10 protein-coding genes are annotated in these 12,344 nt (G+C 64.9%); 3 read left to right on the top strand and 7 right to left on the bottom strand.

What is annotated here, in order from left to right; genetic code table 11:
* Positions 1 to 61: 61 nt before the first annotated feature.
* Positions 62 to 1,420, top strand: a complete 1,359-nt coding sequence (locus ACSHT2_RS28700; protein ID WP_440638099.1) for a histidine kinase — start codon at positions 62 to 64, stop codon at positions 1,418 to 1,420.
* Positions 1,421 to 1,458: 38 nt separating this feature from the next.
* On the top strand, positions 1,459 to 1,857 hold the full coding sequence (locus tag ACSHT2_RS28705) for a calcium-binding protein (RefSeq protein WP_440638100.1): 399 nt from the start codon (positions 1,459 to 1,461) through the stop codon (positions 1,855 to 1,857).
* 16 nt (positions 1,858 to 1,873) lie between these two features.
* On the opposite strand, the gene ACSHT2_RS28710 is transcribed toward ACSHT2_RS28705, so the two are convergent.
* Both ACSHT2_RS28710 and ACSHT2_RS28715 read right to left on the bottom strand, forming a co-directional pair.
* Positions 1,874 to 2,584 (bottom strand): response regulator transcription factor, encoded by a 711-nt coding sequence (locus ACSHT2_RS28710; protein WP_440638101.1) that lies wholly within the window; start codon positions 2,582 to 2,584, stop codon positions 1,874 to 1,876.
* A 25-nt stretch (positions 2,585 to 2,609) separates the two neighbouring features.
* On the bottom strand, positions 2,610 to 4,778 hold the full coding sequence (locus ACSHT2_RS28715; protein ID WP_440638102.1) for a PQQ-dependent dehydrogenase, methanol/ethanol family: 2,169 nt from the start codon (positions 4,776 to 4,778) through the stop codon (positions 2,610 to 2,612).
* 348 nt (positions 4,779 to 5,126) lie between these two features.
* Here ACSHT2_RS28715 and ACSHT2_RS28720 point away from each other — a divergent pair, with 348 nt between their 5' ends.
* The gene (locus ACSHT2_RS28720) at positions 5,127 to 7,574 is read left to right on the top strand and encodes a TonB-dependent receptor (protein ID WP_440638103.1); all 2,448 of its coding nucleotides are present in this window, start codon (positions 5,127 to 5,129) and stop codon (positions 7,572 to 7,574) included.
* Between the two features lie 146 nt (positions 7,575 to 7,720).
* Here the strand turns inward: ACSHT2_RS28720 and ACSHT2_RS28725 are convergent, their stop codons facing one another.
* The 5 genes from ACSHT2_RS28725 to ACSHT2_RS28745 all read right to left on the bottom strand — a co-directional run bounded on the left by ACSHT2_RS28725 (position 7,721) and on the right by ACSHT2_RS28745 (position 12,278).
* Positions 7,721 to 8,671: an SDR family NAD(P)-dependent oxidoreductase gene (locus ACSHT2_RS28725; protein WP_440638104.1), complete on the bottom strand. Its 951-nt coding sequence runs from the start codon at positions 8,669 to 8,671 to the stop codon at positions 7,721 to 7,723.
* Positions 8,616 to 9,533, bottom strand: coding sequence for an MBL fold metallo-hydrolase (locus ACSHT2_RS28730; RefSeq protein WP_035705223.1), 918 nt, complete (start codon positions 9,531 to 9,533; stop codon positions 8,616 to 8,618). The genes ACSHT2_RS28725 and ACSHT2_RS28730 overlap by 56 nt, the downstream gene beginning before the upstream one ends.
* A gap of 91 nt (positions 9,534 to 9,624) precedes the next feature.
* Complete coding sequence (locus ACSHT2_RS28735; RefSeq protein ID WP_440638105.1) at positions 9,625 to 10,830, bottom strand: NAD(P)/FAD-dependent oxidoreductase; 1,206 nt, start codon at positions 10,828 to 10,830, stop codon at positions 9,625 to 9,627.
* 121 nt (positions 10,831 to 10,951) lie between these two features.
* Positions 10,952 to 11,224 carry a hypothetical protein gene (locus ACSHT2_RS28740; protein WP_440638107.1) on the bottom strand — a complete coding sequence of 91 codons (273 nt, stop codon included), beginning with the start codon at positions 11,222 to 11,224 and terminating at the stop codon, positions 10,952 to 10,954.
* A gap of 94 nt (positions 11,225 to 11,318) precedes the next feature.
* Positions 11,319 to 12,278: a helix-turn-helix transcriptional regulator gene (locus ACSHT2_RS28745; protein WP_440638108.1), complete on the bottom strand. Its 960-nt coding sequence runs from the start codon at positions 12,276 to 12,278 to the stop codon at positions 11,319 to 11,321.
* Positions 12,279 to 12,344 lie beyond the last annotated feature (66 nt).

Genomic DNA, 12,344 nt, shown 5'->3' on the forward strand with positions numbered 1-12,344 from the left:
TCGCCTCTGTCAACGTCATCGGACAGGTGCGGGCGTCCTTCGCGAGGCACAGGCGATACCAATGTGGCAGAATTTATCCTTGCGCGGGCGCATCAACCTCTTGCTGGCGCTGCTGCTGGCGCTGGGGCTCGCCGTCAATATCGGCCGGCAGGTCGCCGAAGCCGGGCCGCGCGTGCAGGCCGAGGACCAGAGCGTGATCCGCCTTGCCCGAGAGTTCATCGAGATGATCGTGGCGGATCTCAACGAGGCTCCCGATCCGGATGCCAGGCTCAACCAGATCGCGCGCGATCTCAGCCGCCTGCGCCATGTCAGCATCACGCTCCGGGACGCCGGCGGCCAGCCGCTGACGCCCCTCCGGGCCGATGCCGACGCCGACACGCGCGCGCCGCCGGCCTGGTTCGTCGCCCTGGTTCATCCCGAGCAGACCGCGGTCAGCGTGCCGGTCTCGATCCGTGGCAAGCCCGCCTCACTCGTGATCACCTCGCATCCCGACGATGAGATCGCCGAGATCTGGGACGGGATCGTGACCCAGCTCGAGGTCGGCTCGGTGATCGCGCTCGCGCTGTTCTTCCTGATGATGAACGTTGTCGGCCGGGCGCTGGCGCCGCTCCAGTCGCTGGCGGAGGCAATGGGGAAGCTCGAAGGCGGACATTACGATGCCCGTGTCGCGCCGGGCGGCGCGCCGGAGCTCGCCGCGATCTGCACCAGGCTCAACCACCTTGCGGCGACGCTTGGTGAGGCGGTCGAGGACAAGCGGCGTCTTGCCGAGCGTGCGGTGTCGCTACAGGATGTCGAGCGCAAGGAGATTGCGCGCGAGCTCCATGACGAGTTCGGGCCTTACTTGTTCTCGCTACGCGCGCATGCGAGCGCGCTGGCGAGGCTGGCGGACGGACGCGACCCGAGTGCGGATGCCGTGCGAAAACATGGCAGCGCCATGCTGGAGCAGATCAATGCACTCCAGCAGTTCAACCGCCGCGTGCTGGAGCGCCTTCGGCCCGTGGGCCTTGCCGAGCTCGGCTTGCGCAAGGCGCTCGAATCCCTGTCGCGGCTGTGGAGGGAGTCGCATCCCGACGTCGCGATCGAGACCGTGATCTCGCCGGCGCTCGGGCCGACCGGCGAGACCGCCGATCTCACCATTTATCGCATCGTGCAGGAGGCGCTCACCAATGTGTTCCGGCACGCCGGAGCGACCTCGGTCAATGTCGTCATCGAGCCGGTGGAGCAGGTGGCTCACGACGGCCGCGGCTGCGCGCGTGTGCGGGTCAGCGACAACGGCCGCGGGATGGAGCCGGGCCAGAAGCTCGGCTTCGGCCTCGTCGGGATGCGTGAGCGGATCCTGGCGCTGGGCGGCACGCTCAACGTCGTCTCCGGCGATGCCGGCTTGACCGTGGAGGCCTTGATTCCGACTGCCTCGTCCTGATCTCAATGTGACGTCTACTACCTCCGGGAGAGCTCGAAATGCCGAGATTTGGCCGATGGATGGTCTCGATTCTGGCTGTCGTGATGGTGTCGGGATCTGCGCTGGCGGCTTCCCGCGGTGATCCCGTCAGGAAGTTCGATACCGACAGCGACGGGACGCTGGACCATATCGAGGTCAGGAAGGCAGCGACGGCGCTTTTCGCCAGGCTCGACCCGGATCACGACGGCACGCTGGACGTGCGGGAGTTGCGGGGCAGATTATCCGCCAAAGAGATCGCTGCAGCAGATCCCGACAACGATGGAACGCTCTCGGTAAATGAATATCTCGCCGTCGTCTCGCAGCGTTCCGACGCAGCCGATCCGGATCACGACGGAACGCTGGATGGGAAAGAACTGAAGACGCCTGCCGGACGCGCGCTGCTTCAGCTCCTGCAATAGATCAGGTGGTCGCGCGTCAGTTCGAGCTGTCTTCGCCGGCAAGATCGCGCGCCCGGCGGAGCAGGTCGCTCGTGCGACGGATGCCGAGCTTGGTCCTCGCCTGCTTGATGAGCCGGGCGACGGCCCGGGGCGTGATAGCCAGCTCTTCGGCGATCGCGGAATATGTATTTCCCTGGCCAAGCAGGCTGAGCGCCTCTCGTTCTCTGCGCGTCAGTGTGGCGACCTTGCCGGAATCGACGTGATCGGGCAGGGGCACGCCGCGCAAATTGATCCGCTCGTCGACATAGCGATGGCCGAGCCTGACCTGACGCACCGCCTTTGGCAGTTCGTCCGGCGGAGAATCCTTCAGCAAATATCCGCTGGCTCCCGCCTTGATCGCGGACGCGACGATATTTGCGTCCGCATGCATGCTGAAAACCAGGATGCGCGCGAGCGGCGCATCCGAGGAGATGCGGTGCAGCAAGTCGACACCGCCCAGTGCCGCTCCGGGAAAGGTCAAATCGAGGATGACGACTCCGGGTCGGTGCTCCAGGAATGCTTCATAGCCGCTCGGCACATCGCGCGCAGCGACCACGTCTTCGACCTCCCCCAGCACGATACGACACGCTTCAGCGATGATGGGATGGTCGTCGACGACGAGTATGGGACTCAATGGATCTCTCTGAAATGCATGATGTTTCAAAGGATTGAAGCGTGTCGGGAGCGTCGGGTGAGCCGGCTGCGGCAATGCCTGCCGCAGCCGTATCGCCGCGTCACTTCTTCGGCCGTATTGCGTCGGCCGTGCCTTGGATGAAGGCCTGAATCTTCACGACATCGGCTTCCGTCAGCCTGCCCGTGAAGTCCGGCATGCCCTTGTCGCGGAACGGTCCCTTGAACACGATGTTCTTGAGGTTGGCGATCTCCTCCGCCGGCACGTAGCCGAGGTTGCGGACGTTGCCGCCCTTGTCGACACCGGGCACGCCATGGCAGGTGGCGCAGGCGGCGACATAGAGCGCCGTTCCTTCCGGCACGTCCTTCGGATCGTACTTCACGCCCTGGAGAAGGCCTTCGGTCTGGTACTTCACGAATTCCGGCAGCGGCGCCTTGCCATTGAGTGCGAACGTGTAGACCGTTCCGGGGCTTTGCCGCTCGGTCGCCCGCTGTGCCATGCCATAGACTCCGCCCCAGCCGACGGCAATCGAGACATACTGCACGCCATCGAGCATGTAGGTCGAAGCCGCCGCGACGACGCCGGTGCCGGTCGGTGTTTCCCACAGCGCCTTGCCGATCCTGGCGTCATAGGCGACGAAGCGTCCATCCGCCGTGCCCTGGAACACCAGGTTTCCGGCCGTGGTCAGCGTGCCGCCGTTCCATGGCGAGGGGTATTCGACGCGCCAGGCTTCCTTCTGCCTGACCGGGTCCCACGCGATCAGGCGTCCGAACGGGAGACTCTTGGGCGGCTCTCCATTGAGCACGAAGCCGACATTCCAGCCGGTAGTGCCGCCGAATTTGCCCGGCGTTGCGGCATTCTGCTTGAATTTCTTCTCCGGAATGAGGTTCAGCGGCACGTTCTGGGCCGGCAGATAGACCAGCCCGGTTTGCGGGTTGAACGACATCGGATGCCAGTTGTGGGCGCCGTAGGGTCCCGGGATCGAGTCGTACGCGGCGTCGCCACGCGCGGCCGGCACCTCGATCGGACGGCCGTTGGCGTCGTAGCCGGTGGCCCAGTTCACATCGACGAAATTCTTCGCCGAGATGAATTTGCCGTTGGTGCGGTCGATCACGAAGAAGAAGCCGTTCTTGGGCGCGTGTAGGATGACCTTGCGCGGCGCGCCGTCGATGCTGATGTCGGCGAGTATCATCGGCTGGGTCGAAGTGTAGTCCCAGTGGTCGCCGGGCGTCTCCTGATAATGCCAGGCGTATTTGCCGGTGTCGGCGTTCAGTGCCACGATCGAGGCGAGATAGAGATTGTCGCCGCCGGCGGGGCTGCGCACGTTCCGGTTCCAGGGCGAGCCGTTGCCGGTGCCGATGTAGACGAGGTTCAGATCGGGGTCGAAGGTGATGGTGTCCCATGGCGTGCCGCCGCCGCCGTTGAGCCAATATTGGCCGGCGGGATCCCAGGTCTTGGCCGCCTTCTCCATCGATTCGTCTTCGAACGGCTTCGACGGATCGCCGGGGACGGTGAACCAGCGCCAGAGTTGGTTTCCGCTCTCGGCATCGTATGCGGTGACGTAGCCGCGCGCGCCATATTCGGCGCCGCCTTGTCCGATCACGACCTTGCCGTTGAAGACGCGCGGCGCGCCGGTGATGGTGTAGGAATGCTCGTGGTCGATCAGCGTGTCCTTTTCCCAGACCTTCTTGCCGGTTGCCGCGTCGAGCGCGATCAAGCGGCCATCATAGGCAGCCACGAACACCTTGCCCTTGTAGAGCGCGACGCCGCGGTTGACGACGTCGCAGCAGCCCCTGTAGCCGAGTTCGCGGTTGACTTTCGGATCGAACGTCCAGATGCGCTTGCCGGTGCGCGCGTCGATGGCATGCACGACGCTCCAGGAGGCCGTCTGGTACATGATGCCGTCGACGACGACCGGCGTCGCCTCGACCCCGCGCGAGGATTCGAGATTGTAGGTCCAGACCAGGCCGAGGCCTTTGACGTTGTCGCTCGTGATCTGATTGAGCTTCGAAAAGCGGGTCTCGGCGTAGTCGAGACCGACTGTCGGCCAGTTGTTGGACGTCGCGGTGTTGGCCTTTATGTAGGCGCCGTCGACCTGCGAGGTGATGGCCTTGATGCTCTCCGGCGTCGGGGTCTTTACCGAATCCTGCGCAGACGCGGCGGCGATGGATGCGCCGAAGCCCAGGCCCGCGAGAAGACCCAGGACGAGGCTGCCGCGGACTGGCCGAGCCGATGAATATCGAACGGAAAAGCGGTCCCCCAACGTCATCATGTCCTCCTGTATTCTTGCTTGCCGTAAAGGCACCCCGCCCAGGAGGGCGGGGTGAGTCTACGGATGAATGACTCGCGATCAGATCGCGATGTCGAGCCAAGGATTGCACGAAGGTCTTTCGCGAGGTTCGGCAAAAAGTCTCGCGGCGACCGGGAATAGTTCCCGGCCGCGCCCGATGAGGCTCGCGCCCGCCGTTGGACGGATCGGGAATAATTCCCGATTTGGTCGGGAATTTAAGCTCCGGACAGGGCGGACGTTTTACGGCTGGTGCTCTTCGGCTGTTGGCCTGTATCGTTGGCCTAACCGGCGGGGAAACGAGCCGGACGATACGGGGGGAGGCGGGCAAGAATGGGCGTTCGTGGTCTGGTCATCATTTCAGTTTCCACGGGAATGGTTGTTGCGACCAGCGCGATGGCCGCGCAGGACGAGGAGACCAACGTCCAGAACCTGCCGCCGGTCGAGGTTGCGGCGCCATCGCCTGCGGCGGCAAGACGCGCCGCGCCGGCGCGACCGGTCGCGCGCGTGGGGGCGCCGGGCTCCGCCAGTCCAAGGACACGCCTATACGTCTATCCAACCGCGCCGGGTATCGGCCGCGGCCTCGACGTCGACAAGGTTCCGTCTTCCATCAATGCCGTCGATGCCAGCCAGATTAGGCGCACCAACTCGCTGAACGTCACCGACGCCCTGCGCGACAACATCGCCGGCATCAACATCAGCGAGGTCACCGGCAATCCGTTCACGCCCGATGTCGAGTTTCGCGGCTTCGTCGCCTCTCCCGTGACCGGCACCCCGCAGGGCCTTGCCGTCTACCAGAACGGCGTCCGCATCAACGAGGCGTTCTCGGACGCCGTCAATTGGGATCTGATCCCCACCGCCGCGATCAGGTCGGTGACGCTGGTGACCAACAACCCCGCCTTCGGTCTCAACGCGCTGGGCGGCGCTATCAACCTGCAAATGAAGGACGGCTTCACCTATCAGGGCGCCGAGATAGACGTGATGGGTGGCTCGTTCGGCCGTATCCAGGGCTCGGCGCAATGGGGCAAGCAGGTCGATCAGAATTACGCCGTCTACGCCGCGCTCGAAGGCCTGCGCGATAACGGTTTCCGCAATTTTTCCCAATCGACCGTTCGGCGCTTCTACGGCGATGTCGGCTACAAGGCTGGCGACAGCGAATTTCACGCCAACATGGGGGTCGCCAAGAACAATTTCGGCGCCAGCGCCACCGTTCCGGCCGAGCTGCTGGATAAATATTGGGGCGCGACCTACACCACACCGCAGACCACCGCCAACCGCGTCGGCTATCTCAACCTGACCGGAAAGGTCGACGCGACGCCGACCTGGACGCTCGAAGGCACCGCCCATGTGCGCAGGTTCGAGCAGAAGATCGTCGACGGCAATCCAACCGACGTGGAGGAGTGCGCTGCAGATGCGGCGCTGCTCTGCTTCGGCGACGACACCACACCCGCCAACGGCGCGGGCGGCGTGCAACTCGCCAACCCCTTTGCGCCGGGGACGATCCTCGGCGCGATCGACCGGAGCTCGATCCGTTCGACAACATTCGGCGTGTCGGGGCAGGCCACCAACACTGATCAACTGTTCGGCCACGACAATCGCTTCGTGATGGGCGCAACCTATGACGCCAGCACCACGCGCTACAACGCCAGCTCCGAGATCGGCTCGATGGGAGAGAATTACGTCGTCAGCGGTAGCGGTGTTTTCCTGGGGGCGACTCCCACGGCAGATCCCGTTGCCGGCCCCGTCTCGTTGCGGACCGTCAATCAATACAACGGTCTCTACGCGATGGACACGTTCAACGTCACGGACGCTTTCGCCATCACCGGCGGCGGCCGCTTCAACGCGGCGCGGATCTCGCTGGAAGATCAGCTCGGGACCGCGCTCAACGGCGATCACACCTATACCCGCTTCAATCCGATGATCGGAGGCACCTACAAGATCACGCCGGGATTGACCGCCTATGCCGGCTATTCCGAGGCCAACCGCGTGCCGACGCCGCTCGAGCTCGGCTGCGCGGATCCGGCCCGTCCCTGCCTCATCGCGGCCTTCCTGGTTGCGGATCCGCCGTTGAAGCAGGTCGTCTCCAAGACGGTGGAGGCCGGCTTCCGTGGCACCAAGGAGCTGAACATCGGCACGCTGGGATGGAAGATCGGCGGCTTTCGCGCCACCAACCATGACGACATCGTAGCGGTGCCCGCCGTCGGGCGGACGGGCTTTGGCTATTTCACCAATGTCGGCCGGACACGGCGGCAAGGGCTGGAAGCGGAGGTCAACATCAAGTCGCCCACGCTTCAGTTCCAGGCGAGCTACGCCTTTGTCGACGCGCGCTTCCTTGATCCGCTCGAACTCGGCTCGGAAAGCCCGTTCGCCGATGACGCCACCGAGACCATCCAGGTCAGACCCGGCAACCAGATCCCCGCGATCCCGCGCCACCGCGTCAAGGTCGGCGTCGACTACGCCGTGACCGACGTCTGGAAGGTCGGCGGCAACGCGCTGTACGTCTCCAGCCAATACATCGTCGGCGACGAGTCGAACCAGTTCGCGAAACTGCCGTCCTATACGGTGTTCAATCTCCACACCTCCTACCAGGTGACGAAGAACGTCCAGCTCTACGGCCGCGTCGACAACGTGTTCGACAAGCGCTACGTCACCTACGGCCAGTTCTTCGATCGCGAGGCCCTGCCGAACTTCACCAATGGCGGCGCCGAATTCACCGACCCGCGCTCGCTGAGCCCGGCAAGGCCACGGGCATTTTACGCGGGAATGCGGGTGACGTTCTAGGCGCATGCGAAGCGCGGCGGATTGAATATCGGCGCAGGGCTCAAAGCGCGACGCGATTGGGATGATTCGTTGTCGCGCTTCGGGTTATTCTTCGAGCGTGATCTTTTCGGAAAGCCGCTGCACACCTCTTCGGATCATGCTCTAAACTAGGCCAGTCCCAGGCCACCATCGACTGCGAGAACTTGGCCCGTCATCCATTGCGAGGCGGGACCTGCAAGCTGCAGGATCCATCGCGCGATGTCGTCGGGAACGCCGCGCCGACCGAGCGGAATCCGCGCGCGCTCTTCGTCCTTGACGGCTTCTGCCGCTTCCGCGGACAGCCCCATCATTCCGGTCAAGGCGCCGGATTCGGTCGGGCCGGCCGCGATCGCATTCACCCTTATTCCAAGTGGCGCGAGCTCGAGCGCCCAGCAGCGTGTCAGGTGTTCCAGCGCCGCCTTGCTCGCGGCGTAGTGGGACAGTCCCGCGGCCGGCCGGTGACCAAACGTCGAGGAGATGTTGATGATGGTGCCCCGCGTTGACTGCAGGTGAGGAAGGGCGGCGCGGGCCAGCAGGCTCGGACCGACCACATTGACGGAAAATATGTCCGCGATCCGCTCGGCCGCAACATCCGACAACGGAAGGATGGCTCCTGCGCCGGCGTTGTTGACGAGCGTGTCCAGCCGGCCCCATCTGCCGATCGCCTCGGCGATGGTCCGCTCGGCGTCGTCTGCGGAAGCGGTATCCGCAATCAGGCCGATGATGTTCTGGTGCTCCGCCATCGTTTTCTCAATAGGCCCGGCACGACGGCCGGTGATGAGCACCTTGTCGCCTTGGTTGGCGAAACGGAGAGCTGCGGCTCGACCGATGCCGGAACTGCCGCCGGTGATGATCACGACTTTGTTTTCTTGCATGTTCGTTCGCGTGGTTGCGCCGTTCGAAATCGCCGGAGCGACCGAAGACCAACGCTTCGACTTCGACGGCTCAGTGCATGTGGAGTCCCAGGGCGCAAACTCATCGCGATGAGCGCGCGCCCCGGTTTGGATTCGGTCCGGCAAGCGCTCAATAGTCCCAGGACACGGGCACCCAGCGGAAAGCGTCGCCGGCGACAGCGACATGACCGACGGAAGGGAACGGCATATGCGTGGCCACCAGCAGCTCGCGGTTGGCCGCAAGCTCCCGCAAGAGGTTCACTCTGACGCGGGCGGCTTCCTCGGGATCGTGTTCGAAGCCGTTGTGCCAGTCAGGGTGTTCGAACCCGACGGTGAACACGAGGTCGCCGGCGAATGTCAGTCGCTCGCCGCCGGAGGTCAGGCGGACCACGCTGTGCCCGGGGGTGTGACCGCCGGTGCGGCAGACCACCACCCCCGGCGCGACCTCGAATTCGGCTTCGAACGTCCGGAGCTGGTTGTGATATTCGTGCGCGAACCGCTTGGCCGTCTGTCGAAGTGCGTCCGGGAATCCCGGCGGCATGGAGACGCGGGAGAAATCGGGCGACTCCCAGAACTTGACTTCGGCGGCTGCCACATGGATCCGCAGGTCCGGACGCAGCCGGTCTTTCACGCCTTCGACGAGCAACCCGCCGACATGGTCCATGTGCATGTGGGTCAGCACCACGTCGGTCACGGATGCCAGATCGATGCCGGCGGCCTCCAGTCGCTTGACCAGCTGCCCGGCTCGCGGGAGGTGCAGGTCCGGGTCCAATCCGAGCCCGGCGTCGATCAGAATGGTCTGCTCTCCGCTGCGCACCACGACCACGTTCAACGCCCAGTCGAACGCGTCCGGCGGCAGGAACATGTCGTCCAGCCAGGCCGCGCGGACCGCGGGGTCGGCATTGTGCGCCAACATCTCGGCCGGTAGCGGCAGCACGCCATCGCTCACCACAAGCACGTCGATGTCGCCGACCTTCAGCGCGTAGCGCGACGGGACAAGCTCTTCAGGCTTCGATGTCGCGGGGTAGGAGGTATTGTGCAGGTTCATGTTGGTCTCCTGTTGCGGTTCTTGTTCTGGCTGGTCTTCGTTTGAGCAGGCCGCGCCGCCAGGGGAGCGCCGCCTGCCATGGCGTCGCGCATTAGAGGCTGGTCACGCGTTCCGGATCGGCCGATGCGAGCGCCGCGGCGCGTTCGGCCTTCGGCGGATAGATCCAGACCGTGTTGATCTCTTGCTTCGTCTTCTTGGCGACATCACCGACCATCTCGACCTTGCGATCCCAGCCGCGAGTGAACAGTGCGCCGGCTTCGCCGAGATCGAGACAGGTGACGTAGGCCTTCTGGTGGTAGGGCCTGGTCGGAACGCCGAGCAGCTCGGCGGCGGCATTGTTGCCTGCAAAGGCGCCCATGCGCGTGGCGTGCTGGCAGGACATCAGTGCGTAATTGCCCTCGTCGTCGCAGGCGGCGCGGGCCGCATCGCCGCTCGCGAAGACGCCCTCGACGCCTGACACCCGCAGACAGCGATCGACCAGCAGCCGGCCGAAACTGTCGCGCTCGGCGGGAATTTGCGCCGTCAGAGGGGCCGCACGAATACCCGCCGCCCAGATCACGGTTTCGGTTTCGATGTGCTCTCCGCTGGACAAGGTGACACCGGACTCGTCGAGCGAGGCGACGCCGGCACCGAGGCGGGTCTCCACGCCGAGCTTGTGGAGGGCGCTCTCGATGACCGGTCGCGGGCCTGCACCCATGTCGGGTGCGATCGCGCTGTTGCGCTCGACGACGATGACGCGAGTTCTGGCATTCGGGCCGAGGATTGCGCGGAGCCGCGCCGGTATTTCGGTGGCCGCCTCGATGCCGGTGAAGCCGCCGCCGGCGACGACGACCGTGTCGCGCCCGTTCGCGGCCGGCCGCTTGGCAAGGCCATGCAGGTGCCTGTCGAGCGCGATCGCATCGTCGAGCGAGTCGACGCTGAACCCGTGCTCGGCAAGACCCGGGATGTTCGGGCGGAACAGCCGGCTCCCGGTGGCGACCACGAGCCGATCGTAGGAGAGCGTCTTCTTGGAGCCCTTGGCCGTGGCGACCCTCACCATGCGGGATTGGGTTTCAACCGTCTCGACGCTGCCCTGAACATAGGTGACGTCGATCGCCTCGAGCACATCGAGGAGCGGTGCCGTCAAGGTCTCCGGATTCTTCTCGTAGAGCCGCGGGCGGACGACCAGCGTCGGCTCGGGTGCGACCAGCGCGATCTCGAGTTCGTCGGGCGAGACGCCCTGGATCTCGCGCAGGCGGGCAGCGGAAAGGGCGGCATACATGCCGGCGAAGCCGGCGCCGATGATGACTAGTCGCATTGACGGTCTCCTTTGGTTGATCTTCCTGGGCACAGGCGCGTTGCCGCCGCCGCTGCGGGTTTGCGGCAAGTCCTGTTGCGGTCGGCGATGACGCGAATGGTTGAAGCGAGCTTGCTGACGCCTATTGGAGCGGACAGCCGGGCGGCCAGCCCTGACGAAAGACGATCGATCGCGCGGACTGGCGGCTCCAGTCCTGATAGGGAAGGCGGAAGCTGTCCCCGGTGATCACCGAAATCACCGGGTGGACGCGTTGTGCGGATTGCGGCGGAATCTCGTCACCTGTTGCTGAAGTGAAGCGAACAGTCAGCGTAAGTCCGTACACGACAGCGGTGGCGAGACCCTTGCGTGATGAGGTGATTGCCAGCCGGTGGACGAAGTCTCTCCCGATCATCATTTGCCTCCGTCGTGGGATTGGACATGGTGATGGTTTAACCGATCAGGCGTGCCGCTGCCCCAGAGCGATTGCTGTCGCCATCGAGCGATTGCTGCTAACGCATGCGCCTGCGCCATTCGCTCGGCGCTTCGCCGGTGAGCTTCCTGAAGGCCGCGGCGAACGCCGTCTGCGAGGAATAGCCAAGCGCCGCAGCGATCGAGACGACCGGGTCGTCGCTCTCCCGCAGCATGTTCATGGCCTGCTCGAGCCGGTGTTGGCGGAGCCAGGCATGCGGCGAGAGTCCGGTGCTCTCCTTGAAGGCGCGGCAGAAGTGAAAGCGCGAGAGGCCGGCATCGGACGCCAGCGCATCGAGGGAGACGTCCGCATCGCTGTCCGAGCGCAACCGTTCGATCGCGCGGAGCAGGACCTTCGGCGACAGCCCGCCCATGGTCGGATGGAACGTGGCCGGCGGACCCGTGTGCGCGGCCAGGACGCGCGTGGCAAGAAGATCCGTCACCTGGTGCCGGAACAGCGTGTCGAGGACCCCATTGCCGTCGAGCGCATCCGCTGCGCTCAAGAGCAGTCGGGACGTGATGGGGTCAGGGTGCGCCGTCCGCTCCAGCAGATCGGCCGCTCCTGCGATCCCGGCCTCGCCGGCAACGCGCTTCAGTGTCGCATTCGGAAGGTAGAGCTGAACGACATCAACGGGCTTCGGAATGTCCCATCGGGAGCTCGATCCTTCCGGAATGATGATCACGACTCCAGGACGAAACGTGCCGATCGAAACCGATTTTCCCGACCGGCGCTCCATGCGCTGCAGCACGCCGTTATACGCCATGATCACGTGGTGGCTCATGGGCTCGACGACGTCATGCAATGGATCGTGTTTCCAGTGCGCGATCCCGGCGCCGGAGGAGTCCAGCGCCATGCGGGCCGGTTCGGTCCTGAGCACCCGCGCCATCTCCACCTCGGCGGTGCGTCGCTCGGACATGGCGATATCGACGGGTTGTGCGCTGGGCGGGGGTGGCTGGCCCTTGGACGGAGGATTGCGCATGAGTGCGGTGCTCCCGGTCATGGCGTGGCTCCTTCTGATTGCTTGCTGCCTCAGATCAGGTGCCCGTGCTTTTACGGGTCGGCGCGA

Source organism: Bradyrhizobium sp. PUT101 (assembly GCF_052043945.1).
GTDB lineage: Bacteria > Pseudomonadota > Alphaproteobacteria > Rhizobiales > Xanthobacteraceae > Bradyrhizobium.